This window comes from Erythrobacter sp. (assembly GCF_024305245.1).
Lineage (GTDB): Bacteria > Pseudomonadota > Alphaproteobacteria > Sphingomonadales > Sphingomonadaceae > Erythrobacter.
Map to the genome: position 1 here is coordinate 43356 of NZ_JAMWYX010000007.1, position 18888 is coordinate 62243.

The 18888-nt window shown below is 63.9% G+C and carries 19 protein-coding genes; 11 read left to right on the plus strand and 8 right to left on the minus strand.

The window, feature by feature from the left end; genetic code table 11:
* The first annotated feature begins 95 nt into the window (after positions 1 to 95).
* Positions 96 to 1487, plus strand: a complete 1392-nt coding sequence (locus tag Q0L48_RS10970) for an amidohydrolase family protein (protein WP_296720875.1) — start codon at positions 96 to 98, stop codon at positions 1485 to 1487.
* Positions 1488 to 1660: 173 nt separating this feature from the next.
* On the opposite strand, the gene Q0L48_RS10975 is transcribed toward Q0L48_RS10970, so the two are convergent.
* On the minus strand, positions 1661 to 2488 hold the full coding sequence (locus Q0L48_RS10975) for a hypothetical protein (RefSeq protein WP_296720878.1): 828 nt from the start codon (positions 2486 to 2488) through the stop codon (positions 1661 to 1663).
* A 150-nt stretch (positions 2489 to 2638) separates the two neighbouring features.
* Between Q0L48_RS10975 and Q0L48_RS10980 the strand changes: the two genes are divergently transcribed.
* From Q0L48_RS10980 to Q0L48_RS10995, 4 genes are all read left to right on the plus strand, one after another.
* A complete protein-coding gene (locus Q0L48_RS10980; protein WP_296720881.1) occupies positions 2639 to 4099 on the plus strand; it encodes a glycoside hydrolase family 3 C-terminal domain-containing protein in 1461 nt (486 codons plus the stop codon).
* Positions 4096 to 5481: an MFS transporter gene (locus tag Q0L48_RS10985; RefSeq protein ID WP_296720884.1), complete on the plus strand. Its 1386-nt coding sequence runs from the start codon at positions 4096 to 4098 to the stop codon at positions 5479 to 5481. The genes Q0L48_RS10980 and Q0L48_RS10985 overlap by 4 nt, the downstream gene beginning before the upstream one ends.
* Before the next feature lie 571 nt (positions 5482 to 6052).
* On the plus strand, positions 6053 to 6925 hold the full coding sequence (locus Q0L48_RS10990; protein ID WP_296720888.1) for an LOG family protein: 873 nt from the start codon (positions 6053 to 6055) through the stop codon (positions 6923 to 6925).
* A gap of 4 nt (positions 6926 to 6929) precedes the next feature.
* Positions 6930 to 7445, plus strand: coding sequence for a GNAT family protein (locus tag Q0L48_RS10995; RefSeq protein WP_296720890.1), 516 nt, complete (start codon positions 6930 to 6932; stop codon positions 7443 to 7445).
* Here Q0L48_RS10995 and thiD read toward each other — a convergent pair.
* Positions 7400 to 8242, minus strand: coding sequence for a bifunctional hydroxymethylpyrimidine kinase/phosphomethylpyrimidine kinase (gene thiD / locus Q0L48_RS11000; RefSeq protein ID WP_296720892.1), 843 nt, complete (start codon positions 8240 to 8242; stop codon positions 7400 to 7402). The two genes, Q0L48_RS10995 and thiD, sit on opposite strands and share 46 nt — an antisense overlap.
* Before the next feature lie 222 nt (positions 8243 to 8464).
* Here thiD and Q0L48_RS11005 point away from each other — a divergent pair, with 222 nt between their 5' ends.
* From Q0L48_RS11005 to Q0L48_RS11015, 3 genes are read left to right on the plus strand one after another with little or no spacing between them, the layout of a single operon-like run.
* On the plus strand, positions 8465 to 8929 hold the full coding sequence (locus Q0L48_RS11005) for a DUF305 domain-containing protein (protein WP_296721119.1): 465 nt from the start codon (positions 8465 to 8467) through the stop codon (positions 8927 to 8929).
* Positions 8926 to 9435: a DUF6692 family protein gene (locus Q0L48_RS11010; RefSeq protein WP_296720893.1), complete on the plus strand. Its 510-nt coding sequence runs from the start codon at positions 8926 to 8928 to the stop codon at positions 9433 to 9435. Before Q0L48_RS11005 ends, Q0L48_RS11010 begins: the two co-directional genes overlap by 4 nt.
* The gene (locus Q0L48_RS11015) at positions 9432 to 9953 is read left to right on the plus strand and encodes a cytochrome c (RefSeq protein ID WP_296720896.1); all 522 of its coding nucleotides are present in this window, start codon (positions 9432 to 9434) and stop codon (positions 9951 to 9953) included. Before Q0L48_RS11010 ends, Q0L48_RS11015 begins: the two co-directional genes overlap by 4 nt.
* 36 nt (positions 9954 to 9989) lie before the next feature.
* Here Q0L48_RS11015 and Q0L48_RS11020 read toward each other — a convergent pair whose 3' ends face one another.
* Together Q0L48_RS11020 and glmM are read right to left on the minus strand one after the other, a co-directional pair.
* Entirely contained in the window at positions 9990 to 10214 is a 225-nt protein-coding gene (locus Q0L48_RS11020; protein WP_296720898.1) for a DUF1272 domain-containing protein, read from the minus strand.
* Between the two features lie 14 nt (positions 10215 to 10228).
* Positions 10229 to 11566, minus strand: coding sequence for a phosphoglucosamine mutase (gene glmM / locus Q0L48_RS11025; protein WP_296720900.1), 1338 nt, complete (start codon positions 11564 to 11566; stop codon positions 10229 to 10231).
* Positions 11567 to 11665: 99 nt separating this feature from the next.
* Between glmM and Q0L48_RS11030 the strand changes: the two genes are divergently transcribed.
* Positions 11666 to 12949 carry a cation:dicarboxylase symporter family transporter gene (locus Q0L48_RS11030; RefSeq protein ID WP_296720901.1) on the plus strand — a complete coding sequence of 428 codons (1284 nt, stop codon included), beginning with the start codon at positions 11666 to 11668 and terminating at the stop codon, positions 12947 to 12949.
* Between the two features lie 76 nt (positions 12950 to 13025).
* Positions 13026 to 13634: a superoxide dismutase gene (locus tag Q0L48_RS11035; RefSeq protein ID WP_296720904.1), complete on the plus strand. Its 609-nt coding sequence runs from the start codon at positions 13026 to 13028 to the stop codon at positions 13632 to 13634.
* A gap of 85 nt (positions 13635 to 13719) precedes the next feature.
* Here the strand turns inward: Q0L48_RS11035 and Q0L48_RS11040 are convergent, their stop codons facing one another.
* Both Q0L48_RS11040 and Q0L48_RS11045 read right to left on the minus strand, forming a co-directional pair.
* A complete protein-coding gene (locus Q0L48_RS11040) occupies positions 13720 to 14346 on the minus strand; it encodes a sigma-70 family RNA polymerase sigma factor (RefSeq protein ID WP_296720905.1) in 627 nt (208 codons plus the stop codon).
* Complete coding sequence (locus Q0L48_RS11045) at positions 14343 to 14567, minus strand: NepR family anti-sigma factor (protein ID WP_296720908.1); 225 nt, start codon at positions 14565 to 14567, stop codon at positions 14343 to 14345. Before Q0L48_RS11045 ends, Q0L48_RS11040 begins: the two co-directional genes overlap by 4 nt.
* 282 nt (positions 14568 to 14849) lie before the next feature.
* Here Q0L48_RS11045 and Q0L48_RS11050 point away from each other — a divergent pair, with 282 nt between their 5' ends.
* Entirely contained in the window at positions 14850 to 16460 is a 1611-nt protein-coding gene (locus tag Q0L48_RS11050) for a CHASE domain-containing protein (protein ID WP_296720909.1), read from the plus strand.
* 19 nt (positions 16461 to 16479) lie between these two features.
* On the opposite strand, the gene Q0L48_RS11055 is transcribed toward Q0L48_RS11050, so the two are convergent.
* Positions 16480 to 17274 carry a response regulator gene (locus tag Q0L48_RS11055; RefSeq protein ID WP_296720911.1) on the minus strand — a complete coding sequence of 265 codons (795 nt, stop codon included), beginning with the start codon at positions 17272 to 17274 and terminating at the stop codon, positions 16480 to 16482.
* Between the two features lie 331 nt (positions 17275 to 17605).
* A complete protein-coding gene (locus Q0L48_RS11060) occupies positions 17606 to 18781 on the minus strand; it encodes an N-acetyltransferase (RefSeq protein ID WP_296720913.1) in 1176 nt (391 codons plus the stop codon).
* Positions 18782 to 18888: the final 107 nt, after the last annotated feature.

Below are 18888 nucleotides of genomic sequence, written 5' to 3' on the forward strand. Positions count from 1 at the left end.
CGGCTCTTGACCAGAAATGGATTAGACGCATTCATCTCGTCTCATTTGGACTTTTGCGAGAAGGGAGATAGCATCACGGCGAGTGGGGAGGTTTCATGTTTGATAGTATCGCACTACTGCTGGCGGCTTTGGTCTCCGCCGATGCCCATCCAGACCTGATCATCGAAAACGTTACCGTGCTCGAGGTTGAGAGTGGCGAAAAGCTCCCATCCAGGAACGTCGCGATCACGGATGGCTCCATAATTTCGGTTAGCTCCGAACCAGTCGAGAGCGGCGAAAATTCCCTCGTCATCGACGGCCAAGGAAAGTTCCTGATTCCCGGTCTTTGGGATACCCATGTGCACTCGGTGACAAACTGGTCTTGGCACGCACCGCTGTTCCTGGCTCACGGCGTCACCAGCGTTCGGAACATGCATACGAGCGAAACGGAAGGATATGCCATCATCCGTGAGATCAAGAAGCAGGCGGCGCGCGGCGAAGCGCCGAGGATGATCGCGAACGGCTTCATTGTTGGCGGTGCAGAGGATCCTTGGGACGGTGTTCTGGAGGTGGTCACCGCCGAGGACGCGCGCAAGGCGGTCGAAATGCATCGCCAGAACGGCATGGACTTCATCAAGGTCTATGAGGGCATCTCGCCCGAAGCCTATCGCGCACTAATGGAAATGGCCGAAGAGGCCGCATTGCCCGTGGACGGCCACCTGCCGGGCAGAATCCGAACGCAGGAAGCCGTGATGCTTGGCCAGCGCACGATCGAGCACGGGATCGCCTTCGCGCTAGGCTGTTCCGACCCGAACAAGGCCGAGGCCCTGCAGGCATCTTACGAGAGACCGGCGCTTGCAGGTCTTCCCGGCCTGATCGAATTCATGTTGATGCTTCGCGCCTATGACGAGGCGCGAGTGGAAGAGGATTGTGTCGCCTTGGCCCGGCTGATGAGCGATCACGGCACCGCCAGCGTCCCGACCATTATAAATTCGCTCACCGCGGACGCAGAACTCTCGATGGCGACACCAGGGCAGCGCGAGGCTCTGCCTTCCTCGCTTTATGCGCAATGGTCTGAAATGGCGGCCAGTCCTTTCAGCGAGGCTGTGGCCAAAGCGCGTGGACCAGTGATGTCGCCGATCCGAAGTGAGATCGCGACCTTGAAAGAAGCCGGGGTGACGATCCTCGCAGGCACCGATCTGGGCAATCCCTTCATTGCGCCCGGCGTTTCTCTCCTGCGCGAGTTGGAATTGCTCGTTGAGGCAGGCCTGTCGAACCGGGAAGCGCTGGAGGCAGCCACGACCGCCCCTGCAAAGGTCTTCAAGCTCGAGGGTCTGGGGTGCATTGTAGCTGGTTGCAAAGCTGATCTGGTTTTGCTGGAGGCCGATCCCCTGGAGAGTATTTCCAATGTCCGCCGCATTTCCTCTGTGGTTATAGCGGGCCACTATCATAGTAAGTCTGATCTCGATCGTGACGTGCTGCAGGCATTGGATGCGGAAGATCGATAGCTGAAGCCGGAGGCCGCGAAGGGGGGCGCCACGGGAAATTCGAGAAGTCCGTTGAAGCTGCCTAGCAGGTTTCGGGACCCCGCAGCATGGTCGTCGCAGACTGCTCGCGGGTGGAGAGGCGAATAGCTACTTCTTCAACGCCCGCTTGAAGGCACGCGAGCGCGGTCGGAAAGTCATGTGGTTTGCACTCTGGGCGCAAGGCTGATGTCCCCGTTGGATGCGGGATGGCGCCAGCCTAGCCAACTCGCGGCACTGCCGAGCACCAGCCCAGTAACAACAACGAGCCACGCGGGCACGCTGCCGAGTGCCTCGGCGGTGGGCTGCCACCAGGCCGCAAAGCCGATAAGCTTGTAGGCGAACATGCCGAGGACCGCGATCAGACCGAGTGTGAAGGGCAGCACTGGCTTTCCAGCCCGCGCATCGTGAATGATCAGCCCCCCGAGGATCAGGACGGTCAGCATGAAGCTCGCATCGACAGCATGGCCGAACTTGTAAAGCTCTTCTGCGGCACGGATCCGAAAGCCGGGGACGTAATTGGCCAGCAGGCGGGAGAGGGCCGGCCCGATCAGCGGAAAGATGGTGGCAAGAAGATAGCGCGCATGCAGGTCCGGCGTCCGGCGATGGCGCAGAGCCATGAAGAACGCGAACGGCACGAAAACCGACGCGACAAGATCGGCGAACGCAAGGTTCAGCCCGAACATCTCGCGGAACGGCGTCACCTCGACCACGGTCACTTTGGTGGCGAGCAGACCGCCGGCGGTGAACAACGGGATCAGCGGCAGGCTCAAAAGACCGGCCACGCCGTGCGCTCTAAAGTGCCCGTTGTGGATCGTGTAACTCTGGCTGATAATGAGGAGCATCCACAAGGTTGCGGACATGCCGTGCAGGTGATGCGCAAAAGATGCCTCGGTAAAGACCATGAAATAGCTCGGCCAGAACGCCGCGAACGTAACGATCAGAAGGGTCAGGACCCAGTAGTGCGCGCGGGGAAAGGGCAGCATGGAGGGTTCCTTGGCTGGCTGACGACGCTTGCAGGTCAGCACCTTGCCGCCCGGTCCGCCAGTCGGCATGATCGGCAAAGGCCCGATGTCCGCTGATGGCCGCTGTTGCCGCCGCCCGTTCCAGGCGGCGACCGGGCAATAGGAGGATGAGTGACAGACACCCAGGCAGCAAGGCTGGTAGGCTGGAAGCGGATCGCCGCTCATCTGGGCGTCAGCGAACGCAGCGCGCGCCGGTGGGAAGCGACCGAGGCTCTGCCCGTTCACCGCCAGCAGCACGATGCCCGCAGCACCGTCTTCGCCTATGCCGACGAACTTGACCGATGGGTCGAAAGCCGCGCGCCCGGTGAAGAAAGCGGCGGCCCTGCGGGTTCGACTTTCGGCCGCCGAAGCGTCCTTGTTGCGGCCCTGCTCCTGCTGGCGATCGTCTTCGTCCTTGGCGCGTTGACAATGGTGCCGCGCGCGCAGGCCGATCTTTCCGCCGACCGCGAAGCTGTCGACCTGTTCGAGCGCGGCACGGCGCTCTACGCGCAACGGGGCCGCGAACCAGTGTCGCGCTCGATCAAGCTTTTCACGCAGGCGGTCGAGCGGGACGAAAACTTCGCGGAAGCCTGGGCAGGATTGGCGCGGTCATGGGCCGTTTACCCGGCCTATGATCCCGCCATTTCCGAAGATCGCGCCACGGCCGAGTCGGTCAGCGCGGCCAATCGCGCCCTGACGCTGAAGCCGGACCTTGCCGACATCCGCACGCTGCTGGTGTCCGCGGCCTACCGCAAGCGCGATTGGGCGGAAGCCGCCATCGCCGCAGCACGCGACGCCGAGGTCGCGCTGGTGTTCGTCGGCCCCGGCAGCACCGCCGAGACCGAAGGCATGGACCGCGCATCGATGCGCCTGCCGAATGAACAGAATGCGCTGGTCGAGGCGGTGGTCGCCGCCAACGCGAACACGGTGGTCTGCGTCAACAGCGGCGGCCCGGTGGAGATGCCCTGGGCCGGCAAGGTCAAGGCGATCGTCCAGTGCTGGCTGCCTGGGCAGGAGGGCGGCCACGCGCTGGCCGATGTGCTAACCGGCACGGTCAACCCCTCGGCCAAGCTGCCCGTGACCTTCCCGCGCCGCTACGAGGACAATCCCACCTTCCTGCACTATCCGGGCGGGTCGCATGTCCACTACAGCGAGGGGCTGTTCGTCGGCTACCGCCACTATGATGCGCTGGGGATCGCGCCGCTGTTCCCCTTCGGTCATGGCCTCAGCTACACCAGCTTTGCGTTGTCGGACCTCGAAGCGCCGGAAGGGGCAAAGGCGGGCGAGGACATTAGCGTGACCTGCACGCTCGACAACACCGGCGCGCGGGCAGGGGCCGAGGTGGTGCAGCTCTATCTCGAGCACTGCGACCCGGCCGAGACCATGCCGCCGCGCCAGCTCAAGGCCTTCGCCAAGCACGAATTGGCGCCGGGAGAAACGACGAAAGTCACTCTCAAGGTGCCGGGCCGAGCCTTTGCGTGGTATGATGTCGATGCGGACGCATGGACCGTCACCCCGGGCCGCTATCGCCTCCATGTCGGCACCTCCTCGCGCAACCTGCCGATAGTGCACGACATCGAGATCGGTGCATGAGCGCGCCGGCCGTGCCGCCGCAGCACCGCGTTCCGCTGGGGACGCGCATCGGTTTCGGCATCGGGGACTTCGGCTTCCTGGTGGTGTGGCAGGGCACGACCCTGTTCCTGATGTATTTCTACACCGACGTAATGGGGATCGACCCGGTGCTGGCTGGGACGATCTATCTGGTCGCGATGGTCTGGGATGCCGTAACGGACCCGGTGATTGCCGCGCTGGCCGAACGCACCCGCACCCGCTGGGGGCGTTACCGCCCGTGGATCGCGCTGGGGGCGGTGCCCTTCGGCGTGTCTTTCGCGCTGGCGTTTTCCACTCCGGGCGACTTGCCCGTTGCGCCGTGGGTTTGGGCGCTGGGCACACACCTGTTGCTCCGCACCGCCTACACAGTGGTTTCGATGCCATTCAATTCGATGCAGGCACGCTTGACCAGCGATGCGGACGAACGCAGCGTTCTGGCGGGCTTCCGTATGGTCGGCGCGGCCAGCGGCGGCCTCGCGATTGTGGTGCTGATGCCGCTGGTGGTTCAGTCTTTCGCCGCACAAGGCGAGGCTTACGGCTACCTCGTCGCCGCCAGCCTCGCGGGGGCGCTGGCGGTGGCGGGGCTGCTTTACTGCGCGGCCGCGATGCGCGAACCTGGCGCCGGCAGTGAGGCGGCACCCGAACAGTCGCTTTGGGCCGATATTGCCGCGATCCCCGGCCTGTTCCGCTCCAACGGTCCGCTCATTCGCGTGTTCGGGGTGATCGTGATCGGATCGATCTGCCTCGGGATGTTCGGCAAGAACGTGCTCTATCACTTCAAGTATGACGTAGGCCGTGAGGATCTCACCACCTTTGCGCTGGTGCTGCCGGCGGTGTTGCTGGTGGTCTCGACGCCATTCTGGGTTTGGCTGTCGAAGCGCCGCAGCAAACGCGATGCGCTGAACGCCGGCTTGCTGATCGCGCTGGCAGGCTATGTGTTGTTCTTCCTCAATCCATCGCAATTCCTCCCTGGTGCCTTTGCCGCAATAGCGTTGATCGGACTGGGTGGCGCAGCACTGCCGGTGATGTTCTGGGCCATGCTGCCGGACACCATCGAATATGGGGAATATCGTTCCGGCGTGCGGGCGGAATCGCGGACCTTCGGCTTTGCGACCTTCGCTCAAAAAGCGGCGGTGGGGATCAACGCGTTGCTGCTCGGTGCCCTGCTGAGCCGGGCGGGCTTCGAGGCCAATGCTGTCCAGGCCCCCGCGACGCTGGTCGCGATGAAGGCGATCATGGCACTGGTTCCTGCAGCCGGCAGCATCGCAATTCTCGCCATCCTGCGCGGCTACCGGCTGGACCGCCAGACGCACGAGAATATCGTGAATGCCCTGCGCGAGCGAGCTTCCATCGAGCGAGGCTGAGTGCAAGACTGCCGAATGGTCCGATCGATGCATTTGGTCGGCGTCGCATCTTCGATCCAGGCCATGGTGCGCAGGCGCAGTTCCCGGCCGACGACCACCGTGCCGTGGGATCCGGACCAGCGCAAGTTTCTGGCACGATCGCGCCGCATGCCCGTTGACCGCATCCTAGCAAGGCTCCTCCAATGCTCGCACTGAGGGAGCTTTGCTGACGGTCCCTTCGGGAGCGATCGATCGGCTGCTTTTGTGTCAAGCAGACGTTTGCCTTGACCGACCTGAACGACCGACTGTGGGTCGAGAGCTGCCTATCCTGCGGGCGCTCGCGGCTCCGAATAACTCGCTGATTTCCTGCTTTCGGTCTTCTGTCCTGTCAAAATCAGTTGGATCGGGCAGAACTCTTGTCACTCGGTTTTGACAAATCACGATTTGTTCTGGCGCTCTGAGTCCATCTTCGGTGTCAAAGGACACGAACCCAATCTGCCCCACGCCAGCCTCGCTCGGCGATGTTCCACGTGAAACATGCCGCAAACCAATCCGCTTGCGGGTCTGGGGCACCCCTACTAGGGGTCTTGCAATGACCGACAAAGACCTGACCGACCGCAAGTTCTATCCTGCGGGCGAAGAAGCCCGTTTTGCCGAGGGCGTGCCCGAACGTACGCCGCAGACCGCGCATCCGGCTTACAAACTCGCTTTCCGCGACACCGATTTTCTGCTGCGCGAGGAACTGCGCCCGGTGCGCTTCCAGCTCGAGCTGCTCAAGACCGAGATGCTGCTGGACGAAGCGCGGGTTGGATCCACGCTGGTGATGTACGGATCGGCGCGCATCCCGTCACCGGCGCAATCCGAAGCCCGAATCGAGGCGGCGCGGGAAGACAGCGAATACGAACAGAAGGTCGCGGCGCGGCTGGCCGAGAAGGCCAAATATTACGACGAGGCCTACAAGCTGGCGCGGCTCGTCAGCGAAAAGGCGATTATCGAGGACGGCAAACGCCAGTTCATTGTCACCACCGGGGGCGGGCCGTCGATCATGGAGGCGGGCAACCGCGGCGCATCGGATGCTGGCAGCGAATCGATTGGGCTGAACATCGTGCTGCCACACGAACAGGCGCCCAATCCTTACGTGACGCCGTACCTCAGCTTCCAGTTCCATTACTTCGCGCTGCGCAAGATGCATTTCCTGCTGCGCGCGCGCGCGGTGGCGGTGTTCCCCGGCGGATTCGGCACGTTTGACGAATTCTTCGAACTCGTCACTCTGATCCAGACTGGCAAGATGAAGCCGATCCCGATCATCCTGTTCGGCAAGGAGTTCTGGAACCGCGTGATCGATTTCGAGGCGCTGGCCGAGGAAGGCACGATCTCGAAAGCCGATCTCGACCTGTTTACCTGGTGCGAAACCGCAGAAGAGGCCTGGGCCTGCATCGCGGAATTTTATGAGCTGAAGGACTGAGCCAGTGATCCGCACCCCCCGGCTGTTGCTGCGTGATGTGCGGCCCGCCGAGGACTTTGCGGCTATGCATGCGATTTTGGCCAATCCGCAGGCGATGGCGTTCTGGTCGAGCCTGCCGCACGGATCCGAAGATCAAAGCCGCGAGTGGCTGGCGGATATGGCAGCCATTCCCCCGACTGAGGGAGCGGACTTCATCGTCGAATATCAGGGCCAAGCCATCGGCAAGGCCGGGTTCTACCGCTTCCCGGAAATCGGATTTCTGTTCGCGCCGGATGTGTGGGGGCAGGGCTTCGCCAGCGAGGCGATGCGCGCAGTTTTAGCGAATGGCTTTGCCGAACGCGGGCTCGAATGCGCGGTGGCCGATGTCGACCCGCGCAACGCAGCCTCGCTTCGGCTTCTGGCCGGGCTTGGCTTTGCCGAAACCCACCGAGCCGAGCGGACCTGGCTGATCGGCGATCAGTGGTGCGACAGTATTTACTTGTCCATGTCGCGCGAAGACTGGTTGGCGCGCACCGCCTGATGCCCCAGCGGCCCGTTGCCAGCGCCAAAGCCGGGCGCGGCTTCGATCGCGCGGATCACGAAATTGCGCCCCAGCCGCACCGCGTGCTCGAGCGGCTGGCGGTGGCCGAGCAGCGTCGCGATTGCCGATGACAGCGTGCAGCCGGTGCCGTGAGTGTGTGGGGTATCGATCCGCGCGTGATCGAACTGCACCGCGCGTTCGCGGGGAACATACAGCACATCGATGATCCGCGCGTCCAACGTGTGCCCACCCTTGGCCAGCACCGCAGCGCCGGTCATGTTGGACAGTTCCTCGGCGGCCCCGACCAGCTGCTCGGTGGTTGTGAGATTGCGGCCCAGCAGGTGGCCGAGTTCGGGCAGGTTGGGGGTGATCAGCGCGGCGCGCGGAAACAGCACCTCGCGCAAGGCGGTGATCGCTTCGGGATCGATCAGCGCCGCACCGCTGGTGGCGATCATCACCGGATCGACCACGATGGGCGCGCGAACGCCTTCCAGCGCGCGGGCGACATGGGCGATGATATCGGCATCGTGCAGCATCCCGATCTTCACCGCATCCACACCGATATCGGAGATGCATGAGGCGATCTGTTCGGCCACCATATCGCCCGACATCGGCGCGATGGCTTGCACGCCCACGCTGTTCTGCGCGGTGACGGCGGTGATGGCGGTCATGGCATAACCGCCGAGCATGGTGATGGTCTTGATATCGGCCTGAATCCCTGCGCCGCCGGACGAATCGGATCCGGCGATGCTGAGAATTCGCGGGGCAGGGGTGCTCGGGCGCGTTGTCGTGGTCATGGCGCCAGCCATAGCAATTCCGTGCGCGCAGGCGAGAAGTTTGCAGAAGCGCCGCACAGCGGGCCGGACGGCATTTTCCGGCCAGGCGGGCAACTCATGATATGAAACCGAACCTGCGGACGTGTCTACATGGTGCCGGAGGATCAGCACATGACGCGGGCGAACGACAAGAAACAGACGGAATCCAAAGAGATTGCCCGCATGTATTGGCGGTTCATGGCGATGATCGCCGCCAGCACCATCGTGATGTTCGTCCTGATGTACCTCAACACGTACAACGTCGACCACGTGTTCTGGAGCGAGACGCGCTTCTGGATGGCGTTTGTCATGGGAGCAGCCATGATGGTCATCATGCTGGGTTTCATGTGGGGCATGTATGAAAGCGTGCCGCGCAATCTGGTGATCCTGGCCGTGGCGGCGCTGACCTTCGCGGTCGCGCTGTGGCTGGTGCGCAGCCAGACCAGCGTGACCGACAGCGAATATATGTCCGCGATGATCCCGCACCATTCGATCGCGATCATGACGAGCGAGCGCGCGCATCTGAAAGACCCGCGCGTGCGCAAGCTGGCGCATGACATCATCCTCGCCCAGCGGCGCGAGATTGCGCAGATGCGCTATCTTATCGAGGACATCGAACAGAACGGGGTGCGCATGGCCCGGCGCGTGCCGGAGGAGGTGCAGCCATGAACGCGCCGCAAACGTTAATTGCCCTGCCGCTCGCACTGGCCGCGCTGGCGCTGACGGGCTGCAACCGCAACACCGCGATCGGCAACGACCGCGAGGCGCAGATCGACCACGCGCCGACGCCGGCTCCGGTGATGCGCGCCGCCGCCGCACTCGAAAACGTCGCGCCCGCGCTGATCAAGCCCGAGACAATGTCCTTTGCCGATCTTGCGGTGCTGCGCCCGTTGGCTGGCGATTGCGCGGTGCGGCTGACCGAGGTCGCCTTTCCGTCGTTCGTCTACACCCCCGGCGCTGCCGGCACGATCAAGCTCAACGGCAAGCTGGTCCGCCTGCCCGCGACAGATGAGATGCGCTTTTCCGATCAGGGGCTGACCGTCACCTTGCGTCCGGGCCAAGAGCGGGGCGATGCCGGGTTAGGGGAAATCGACATGATCGTGGTGCCGCCCGATGCCGATCAGGAAACCGGATATTCGGGCTTCAATGATTGCAACATCGGAGAAAGCGGATGAGCCCTGCTGTCAAAAGCGCGCTGCTGGGCGCAGTCGGCATGATCGTGTTGCTGGCGCTGATCGCGTTACTGGTTGTGCTGACCGGCGGTTACAATGTCGCGGCGACCGAACGTCATCTTCCGGTCGTCGGCTGGGCGCTCGACACGACTTACACCAATGCGGTCAAGGGGGCTGCGGACGACATCGAGGCGCCCGCGTTCACCCCGGCGATGATCGCTGCGGGGGCAGGCGAATACAAGGAATATTGCCAGCACTGCCATGGCGGCGTCGGGGAAGGGCGGGCGGAATGGGCGCACGGGATGCGCCCGATGCCGCCTGCGCTGGCCACCGCCGCGCGAGAATGGAGCGCGCCGGAAGTGTTCTGGCTGGTCAAGCACGGCGTCAAGATGAGCGGAATGCCCGCCTTCGGCCCGACGCATGACGATGCGACGCTCTGGAATCTTGCCGCCTTCGTCAAGCAGATGCCCGAAATGACCCCGGCCCAATATGCGAGCTATGCGGGCGGGCACGAACACTAGGGTATTATTGCCGCCCGGTCCGGGCCGGAATGTCCCTCACCCCTTGAACTTGCGCTCCGTTGACGGCGGGAACTTGGCGTGCATCGCTTTCGTCCGCGTCGGCCGGTCCATCAACTCGCCGCCGCAATTGGGGCAGCGATCGTCGAGGTCTTCGGCGCATGTCGCGCAGAAGGTGCATTCGAAGCTGCAGATGAACGCGCCGGGGGATTCGGCGGGGAGGCCGGTGCCGCAGGTTTCGCAATCGGGGCGCATTTCGAGCATGGCGTGAACCTTTCTCAGACCGCCGCGTGCACGGCTTCGCAGATGGCGTCCACCACCTGTTCCACTTGTGCCTGATCGTCGCCCTCGGCCATCACCCGGATCACCGGCTCGGTGCCGGACGGGCGGATGACGAGGCGGCCCTTGCCTTCGAGTTCGGCCTCGGCAGCGGCGATCACTGCCTTGACGTTGTTGTCCTCCAGCGGTGTGCCGCTGTCGTAACGCACGTTCCTGAGCAATTGCGGTACGGGTTCGAACACGTGCAGCAATTCGCTTGCCGGCTTGCCCGATCGCACCAGGCTGGCGAGCACCCGCAGCGCTGCCACGGTGCCATCGCCGGTGGTGCCGTGATCGAGCAGGATCATGTGGCCCGATTGTTCGCCGCCGACATTGAAGCCGCCTTCCTTCATGCGTTCGAGCACGTAGCGGTCACCCACCTTGGTACGTTCCAGCGTCAGGCCCTGCGCCGCGAGATAGCGTTCCAGCCCGAGATTGCTCATCACCGTCGCCACGACTCCGCCGCCGGTCAACGCGCCTTTTTCGTGCATCCGCGTGGCGATCAGCGCCATGATCTGGTCGCCGTCCACCGCGCGGCCTTTTTCGTCGACCACGATCAGCCGGTCGGCATCGCCGTCCAGCGCAATGCCGATATCAGCGCCTTCCTCGACAACCTTGGCCTGCAGCGCGGTGATTGCCGTTGATCCGACCCCGTCGTTGATATTGGTTCCATTGGGGCTGACGCCGAGCGTCACCACCTCCGCCCCCAACTCCCAGATGGCCGAGGGGGCGACCTGATAGGCAGCGCCATGCGCGCAATCGACCACCACTTTCAGCCCGTCGAAACGGATTTCGGCGGCAACCGATTGCTTGACTGCATGGATATAGCGCCCGCGCGCATCCTCGATCCGGCGCGCGCGGCCGATGCGTTCGGCAGGCACGAGCGGGATGTCGGTTTCCATCAACCGTTCGATTTCGGCCTCGGCTGCGTCCGACAGCTTGAAGCCGTCGGGGCCGAACAGCTTGATGCCATTGTCGGCGAACAGGTTGTGGCTGGCGGAGATCATCACGCCGAGATCGGCGCGCATTTCGCGGGTCAGCAAGGCGATCGCGGGGGTGGGGAGCGGCCCGGTCATGATCACGTCGATCCCGACGCTGGTGAAGCCCGCCACCAACGCGCTTTCCATCATGTAGCCCGACAGGCGCGTGTCCTTGCCGATCACCACCCGGTGGCGGTGTCCGCCGCGCACGAAATGCCGCCCGGCTGCCTGCCCCACCCGCATCGCGGTGGCCGCTGTCATCGCGCCGGCATTGGTGCGGCCCCTGATCCCGTCGGTTCCGAACAGCTTGCGTGCCATGAAGTCGTTTTCCCTCGCATCCCGCGCATGATTGTCACGCGCTTCTGGCGCGGTTATCGCCCAAAGGGAAGGGCGAAAGGCCCGTTTAAGGACAGGCTATTGCTGGAAAGTGAAAACGCGAAAGACGGCGCGGCGGGCAAATTCGCGCTGGTATCGATCCGACTGCCGGTGGCGCTGACATTTGCGGCGCTGATTGCCGGGCTGGTGGCGGGGATTGCCAGCGGAGCGCTGGGCGGTCCGCAATGGATCGGGGATATTGCCGGGGTGATCGGCGGGCTTTGGCTACGGGCCTTGCAGATGACGATCATCCCGCTGGTCGCCGCGCTGCTGGTGCTGGGTCTGGTGCAGATGATCATGGCCGCACGCGTCGGCACGGTGGCGCGTCGGATGCTGCTGATCATGGTGGGGGTGCAACTGGCGGGCGGCGTGTTCGCCTCGATTGCCATGCCTGCGCTGTTGAAGGCATTCCCGGTGCCTGCCGGGGCAAGCGCATTTCTGGCACAGACGCCCGACACCGTCGGCGAAGTGCCCGGCGTGCTCGATTTCGCCGCATCGCTGGTTTCCCCGAACATCATCGCCGCCGCTGCCGAAACCGCGATGCTGCCGCTGACGCTGTTCTTCGTGATGTTCGCGGTGGCGATCACGCGCCTGCCCGCCGATCAGGGCGACCGGCTGCTGGGGTTCTTCCACGCGCTCGGCAATGTCATGCTGCTGATCATCGGCTGGGTGCTGGCGATTGCGCCAGTCGGCGTGTTTGCGCTGGCATTCGGTGTCGGAGTGCAGAGCGGGGGCGGGGCGTTCGCGGCGCTGGGCCATTACGTGCTGACCGTGACTGCGATGGGCACGTTCGTCCTCGCGCTCGCCTATGTCATCGCTGTGCTGCTGGGCCGCACGGGCGCGCGTTTTGCCACTGCGGTGCTGCCCGCGCAGGCGGTGGCATTGTCCACCCAAAGCTCGCTCGCCAGCCTGCCCGCGATGCTCGACAGCGCCGGACGGCTGGGGCTGAAAGCCTCGACCGCGGAATTCGTGCTGCCGCTGGCGGTGGTGATTTTCCGGGCGACCAGCGCGGCGATGAACCTTGCAGTGGTGTATTACATCGCGGCGCTGGCCGGGATCGAGGTGCCATTCGCCATTGCCGTCGCCGGCGTGCTGATCGCCGCCGTCATCAGCCTCAGCGCCGTCAGCCTGCCCGGATCGATCAGCTTCGTCGTGTCGATCGGGCCGATTGCGCTGGCGATGGGCGTGCCGGTGGAGCCATTGGCGTTGCTAGTCGCAGTCGAGATGCTGCCCGATCTGATGCGCACGCTCGGCAACGTGACCATGAACGTGGCGGTGACCAGCGCGGTTGACCGTTCGTCGCGGGCCGCTAGTGCCTCGTCGTAACGCTGCAACTCTTCGCCTGCATGTGCGTTGTTGCTAAGAACGTTCCAGTTTCACCCCTATGCCTACGGAGGATACCATGGCTTTCCAACTTTCCCCGCTGCCCTATCCCGCTGACGCACTCGACCCCGCAATCTCGGCCGAGACGCTGTCGTTCCACCACGGCAAGCATCACCAGGCCTATGTCGACAAGACCAATGCCGCGATCGAAGGCACCGATCACGCCGATGCATCGCTCGAAGCGATCATCGCCGCATCGCGAGGCAGCAACCAAGGCCTGTTCAACAACTCGGCGCAGACTTGGAACCACGGTTTCTACTGGCACAGCCTCGCACCGCAGGCGACCGACCCTTCGGCCGATCTTTCCGCCAAGATCGACGAGGTCTTCGGTTCGATGGATGCGCTGAAGCAGAAGCTCAAGGATCGCGGCGCAGGCCACTTCGCCAGCGGCTGGGTGTGGCTGGCCGAAAAGGGCGGCAAGCTGTCGATCGAAGAATCGCACGATGCCGATACGCTCGCCGACAGTGGCTTCAATCCGCTGCTGACGGTCGATGTGTGGGAGCACGCCTATTATCTCGATCACCAGAACAAGCGTCCGAGCTATCTCGACGCGGTGATCGACAACAAGCTCAACTGGGCCTTCGCCAGCGAGAACCTCGCGCGCGGCACGGTGTGGACTTACGCGTAAGTCGCCGCAGCCGTCATTCGGTTATCAGAAGGCCTGCCCGCAGCGATGCAGGCGGGCCTTTTGTTTGGTCAGGCCGGAATTCCGGTCAGATCCGTGTGCTGGCGAGGTTGCCTGCGGCGACCTCGTCCAGTTCCTCCAGAATCGCGCGGTGCGCGGCGTCATCATTGGTCGAGCGGCGCGGAATATCGCCGTTGGCGAGCATTTCGGTCAGTGTGGCACGCGCCCGGCCGACGCGGCTTTTGATGGTGCCGACCGCGCAGCCGCAGATTTCGGCGGCTTCCTCGTAGGAAAATCCGCCCGCACCGACCAGCAGCAGCGCCTCGCGCCGTTCAGGCTGGAGCGTCAGCAGCGCGCGGTGCAAATCGGAAAGATGAATCGGTTCTTCCTGCCCGGCGGGCGCGGTGAGGATGCGTTCGGCCACGCCTTCGTCATATTCCCCGCGAAACCGGTTGCGGCGCATATCGGTCAGATAGGCGTTGCGCAGGATCACAAAGGTCCATGCGCGCATCGAAGTGCCGGGTTCGAACCGTTCCTGCGCGGCCCACGCCTTCAGCATGGTTTCCTGCACCAGATCGTCCGCCATGTCCGGGCGGCCGCAAAGCCCGCGGGCAAACGCGCGCAGGTGCGGGACGACTTCGGTCAGTTCACGCTTGAAATCGGCCTTGTCCGCAGCCGAACGCGGGGCCGGACTGGCAGGTTCGGCATCGCTCACGCGCGCGCGCCCCGACCACCCGGGCATTGCGACCCGCCGTCGTTCTGTCCGCCGCCGTGCCGCGGGTCGGCATCGTCAAGCCGGGCGAGCAGATCCTTGAAACTGTCGGGCAGGTCTTCCTGAACCACCGAATCATATAACTGCTTGAGACCATCGGCCCATTCCGGCGCGCGTTGGGGCGAGCCTGAACCGGCGTGGGGTGATTTGCGATCTGAAGCCATGGTGCCTGACGTTATCCCTGATCCCGGTACGCCGCGCCTGTGGTGTGCCCATAAGGTCTGCGGCGTGTCGCTGATGCCCTGAGGTTCGGCATAAGGCCACACCAAACCTACAACGCAAACGCGCTTGGACTGTTCGGGAACGATGCGCCATAAGTTTGGTTCCGTCGCCGGACATATCAAACCGCCCTTACCGCAGGACCACAAGCCATCGATAGCGTCACATCTACCCCTGTTCGCGATGCCGCTGCTGCGCCTGCAGGCGCGCGCGCGCGCCGCTGGCTGGTGCTCTATCCGCGCGCGATCCCGCTGGCGATCTTCCTTGCCATCGCCGCGATCACCGCGCTCAGCGTGTTCGCGATCGAAAGCAACGCGCGTGCGCGCGAACGCGCCATGATGCGTGAATATGCGCAAAGCGTGGCGGCATCGCTGGATCGCAGCAGCAACAGCTTTTCGTCCTATCTGCGGGCGGGCGCGGCACTGTTTGCGAGCAGCGCCGATGTCAGCCCGGAGACTTTCGACAATTTCGTGCGGGCGCTGCGGCTCGACATGGATTACCCGGGGGCAGAAGGGATCGGCTGGCTGCCGGTGATCGAAACGCCCGATGTGCCCGACTTCATGGCGCAGGTGCGGACAAGCCAGCCCGGTTTCCCCGATATCTACCCCAAGCCGGTCGCCACCACCGGGCGGATCGCGCCGGTCACGATGTTCGCGCCCGAAAGCGCGCGCAACCGGCGGGCGCTGGGATATGACATGTATTCCGACCCCGCCCGCGCCGCCGCCATGGCCGAAGCCGAACTGGCCCGCCGCCCGACCGCATCGGGGCGGATCGTGCTGGAACAGGAACAATCGGGCAATCTTCCGGCCTTTGCGATCTATATGCCGGTGTTCCGCACCTTCGGCCCGGGCGACCGGCGGCTGATCGGGTTCGTCTACACCCCGTTCCGTGCAGGCGAATTCCTCGATTCGGCCATGATCGGCAGCAGTCCGGAGGATTTCGGCGTCCGGCTATACGATGGCGAAGCGAGCACCGGGCACCTGCTGGTCGCCCATTCGATCAGTGATGCCGCGACCGAGCGGGTCGAACAGCAGGTGACGATAGGCAACCGCAATCTGCTGCTGGTGGTCGAATCCGCCAATCAGCACATGCTCGCCCCGCTATCGATGGTCACGCTGGCGTTCGGGCTGGCACTGGCGAGCCTGCTGATGCTGCTGGCGCGGCTGCTGACCCAGCAGGCCTACGAGGATCAGTCGCGGCTCGCCTTTTTCGAGGAACAGCATTCGATCCGCAATTCGCTCACCCGCGAACTCAATCACCGGGTCAAGAATACGCTCGCCAACGTGCTGTCGATCCTGTCGCTGACCCGGCGGCGGACGCGCGATCTCGATGAATTCGCCGACAGTCTCGAAGGCCGTATCCGTGCGCTGTCGGCCACGCATGATCTGCTGACCGTGACCGATTGGGGCGCAACCCCGATCCGTTCGGTGATCGAGGCGGAATTGCAGCATTTCCGGCTCGCGATCGACGATACGATCCTGCTCGACGGACCGCCGCTGGAACTGGCGCCCAATGATGCGCTGTCGTTTGGCCTTGCCGTGCACGAACTGGCAACCAATGCCGCCAAATACGGCGCGCTGAGCGTGGCGGATGGTCAGGTGACGATCCGCTGGCAGACGGCGGGCGATCACCTCGCCGAAGTCGAATGGCGCGAGACCGGCGGGCCGAAGGTGGCGACCGAGCGCCGCCGCGGCTTCGGCACCGAGTTGATCGAGAAGATCGTGGCCCACGAATTGCGCCAGCCGGTCGCGCTCGATTTCAGGCCCGAAGGCGTGGTCTGCACCATGCGCGTGCCAGTCCGGCGCCCGGCCGATTTCCGGATCAGGGAAGCGGGGTAGGGCGTAGTCCCCTAGCGTCCTAATCCAGCGGCTTGCTCGAACGGAAGAACAGCGCCTGACTGATTGCCGCGCGCACGGTGGCTTCCTGAAACGGTTTGGTGACCAGATAGGTCGGTTCGGGCCGGTCGCCGGTCAGCAGGCGTTCGGGATAGGCGGTGATGAAGATCACCGGCACGCTGCCCAGCGCAAGAATGTCCTCCACCGCATCCAGCCCCGATGAACCATCGGCCAGTTGAATATCGGCGAGCACCAGTCCGGGCATTTTCCCGGAGACGACTTCGCGCGCCTGGGTGCGGGTGGCGGCGGTGCCGCTGATGGTGTGGCCCATTGCGCCGACCAGATCTTCCAGCTGCATCGCGATCAGCGGTTCGTCCTCGATGATCAGCACGTCGGTCTTCTGTTCGCGCTCGATCCCGGCGACCGCCTCGGCCACCAGCGCCTGGATTTCGGCAAGATCGCGTTCGAGGATCGCCGCGGCTTCGGCCATGGTGAAATCCTCCAGCGTGGTCAGCAGCAGCGCCTGCCGGCCCGGCGGCGTGATCGCGCCCAAGCGGTGCTGCGCGCCCGCCTCGTGCTCGCCCGCGCCGCCAGCCGTTGCCAGGTTTTCCGGCTGCGCGCTCGTCCAGATCTTGCTGAACGCGCGGTAGAGCGGCACCCGCCCGCCTTCCATGGCGGCCATGAGTTCGGGGTCCGCCAGCACCGCTTCGAGCATGGTGCGCACGAATGCGTCGCCTGCGTTCTGCGATCCGGTGAGCGCCCGGGCATAGCGCCTCAGGTAAGGGAGGTGCGCGGCGATCTGGTTTCCGAGAGACATCAAGCGGCTCCGCTGGTTGGGTCGGCAGCAAGGCTGCAAAGTGGGTAATCGATTCGTGATCGTAGCGGTTCCGGCCCGCATCGTCGTATGTCCTGCATTTCCCCGCACAACGCAGTTTTCGCAAGCCGCAAAAGGCATGACGAAAAAAAATTCAGGCAGCCGGGAACCGCATGCAGGGCCGGTCATTTAGGCCTTGTCACCGCCGAGACCCCCCTCCCGTCCAAGCGGCTGGTGATACGATCCCGAAAGGCCTCCACTCAACTGAGTGGAGGCCTTTTTTCTTTCGCGGCCACCTTCGGTGGTCTGCATCGCATAAAGGCGCAACAGCTTCTCAACCGAGCGACCTTTCGTAGATCGCGTATTCGCGGTTCACCTCGCTCGCGATCGTGTCGGCGATGGCGACCATGCCCTGATTGTCCTCCAGCACCCAGCCCAGCTCACCGCGGGTGGACTGGAACTTGCCGGTGGCCTGCTGCCGGATTTCCTCGATCATCATGAAGGCGAGCTGGCTGGCCATGCGGCTGTTGTGCAGTTCCTTCAGCACCCCCATCAGCGGCACTCGCATTCCTGCGCCTTTCGGGTGGCGCAGCCAGCGCAGCATGGTGATCCAGCCGAACGGGAACAGCTTGCCCCTGATCTTGCCCAATGCATCATTCACGTCGGGGAAGGTCAGCATGAATGCCACCGGGCGGCCATCGACTTCGGCGATCATGTTGAGTTCTTCGTGGATGATCGGGCGCAGCTTCTTGCCCGCATAGGCGACTTCGGCGGGGCTGAAGGGCACGAAACCCCAGTTGTCCGACCATGCATCGTTGAGGATCGCCAGAATGATCGCGACCTCATCGTCCCAGCGGCTTTTGTCGACCCGGCGGACATTGATGCGCTCGTTGCGCTGACCGGACTTGATGATGCGCTGGATCAGCGGGTTGAAACCGCGCGTGATGTCGAGATCATAGGTGTAAAGCGTCTTGGCCCGGACAAACCCTGCCGCTTCGATCCAGCCGGCGTAATGCGCGGGATGGTGGCCCATCATGATCATCGGCGGATGACCCTGCCCGCTGACCAGCAGGCCCGGCTCTTCCCAGATCGATAGGGAGATCGGCCCGACCACGCGGTGCATGCCCTGCTGCACCAGCCACGCTTCGGCTGTGGCCAGCAAGGCGTGCGCCACGCCTTCGTCCTCGGCGTCGAAATAGCCGAAGAAGCCGGTGCCGGGGCCAAAGCCCTGATCCGCCGGCATCGCAAGCGCAAGTTCATCAATATGCGCAGATATCCGCCCGACCGGCTGGCTTGCCCGCGTTGCGATGAACAGTTGCACCCGCGCATGACCGAAAAAGGGGTTCTTCGCCGGATCGACCAGTTCGATCTGTTCCGAGCGGATCTGCGGGACGAAATTGTCCAGCCGATCCGAAAACGCGCGCCCGCAATCGACGAAAGCGGCCCGTCCGCGCTTGTCGACGACCGGCTCGATCCTTATCTCCGACCGGTAAGTGATTGCATCTGACATGCGAGTTGCCCCGTATTTGCTTAAGATCAAGGTGTCTGTGTCGCGCTCACGCCATAGACGCAAGACAATCGATCACACTCACCGACAGGACAGGTTTGGCTTGCCCC

What these genes read in the sequence shown, in the direction of transcription:
- Q0L48_RS10970 (WP_296720875.1), top strand. Translation starts at nt 96, where the DNA reads ATGTTTGATAGTATCGCACTACTGCTGGCGGCTTTGGTCTCCGCCGAT.
- Q0L48_RS10975 (WP_296720878.1), bottom strand. Translation starts at nt 2,488, where the DNA reads ATGCTGCCCTTTCCCCGCGCGCACTACTGGGTCCTGACCCTTCTGATC.
- Q0L48_RS10985 (WP_296720884.1), top strand. Translation starts at nt 4,096, where the DNA reads ATGAGCGCGCCGGCCGTGCCGCCGCAGCACCGCGTTCCGCTGGGGACG.
- Q0L48_RS10990 (WP_296720888.1), top strand. Translation starts at nt 6,053, where the DNA reads ATGACCGACAAAGACCTGACCGACCGCAAGTTCTATCCTGCGGGCGAA.
- thiD (WP_296720892.1), bottom strand. Translation starts at nt 8,242, where the DNA reads ATGACCACGACAACGCGCCCGAGCACCCCTGCCCCGCGAATTCTCAGC.
- Q0L48_RS11005 (WP_296721119.1), top strand. Translation starts at nt 8,465, where the DNA reads ATGATCGCCGCCAGCACCATCGTGATGTTCGTCCTGATGTACCTCAAC.
- Q0L48_RS11010 (WP_296720893.1), top strand. Translation starts at nt 8,926, where the DNA reads ATGAACGCGCCGCAAACGTTAATTGCCCTGCCGCTCGCACTGGCCGCG.
- Q0L48_RS11015 (WP_296720896.1), top strand. Translation starts at nt 9,432, where the DNA reads ATGAGCCCTGCTGTCAAAAGCGCGCTGCTGGGCGCAGTCGGCATGATC.
- Q0L48_RS11020 (WP_296720898.1), bottom strand. Translation starts at nt 10,214, where the DNA reads ATGCTCGAAATGCGCCCCGATTGCGAAACCTGCGGCACCGGCCTCCCC.
- glmM (WP_296720900.1), bottom strand. Translation starts at nt 11,566, where the DNA reads ATGGCACGCAAGCTGTTCGGAACCGACGGGATCAGGGGCCGCACCAAT.
- Q0L48_RS11035 (WP_296720904.1), top strand. Translation starts at nt 13,026, where the DNA reads ATGGCTTTCCAACTTTCCCCGCTGCCCTATCCCGCTGACGCACTCGAC.
- Q0L48_RS11045 (WP_296720908.1), bottom strand. Translation starts at nt 14,567, where the DNA reads ATGGCTTCAGATCGCAAATCACCCCACGCCGGTTCAGGCTCGCCCCAA.
- Q0L48_RS11055 (WP_296720911.1), bottom strand. Translation starts at nt 17,274, where the DNA reads ATGTCTCTCGGAAACCAGATCGCCGCGCACCTCCCTTACCTGAGGCGC.
- Q0L48_RS11060 (WP_296720913.1), bottom strand. Translation starts at nt 18,781, where the DNA reads ATGTCAGATGCAATCACTTACCGGTCGGAGATAAGGATCGAGCCGGTC.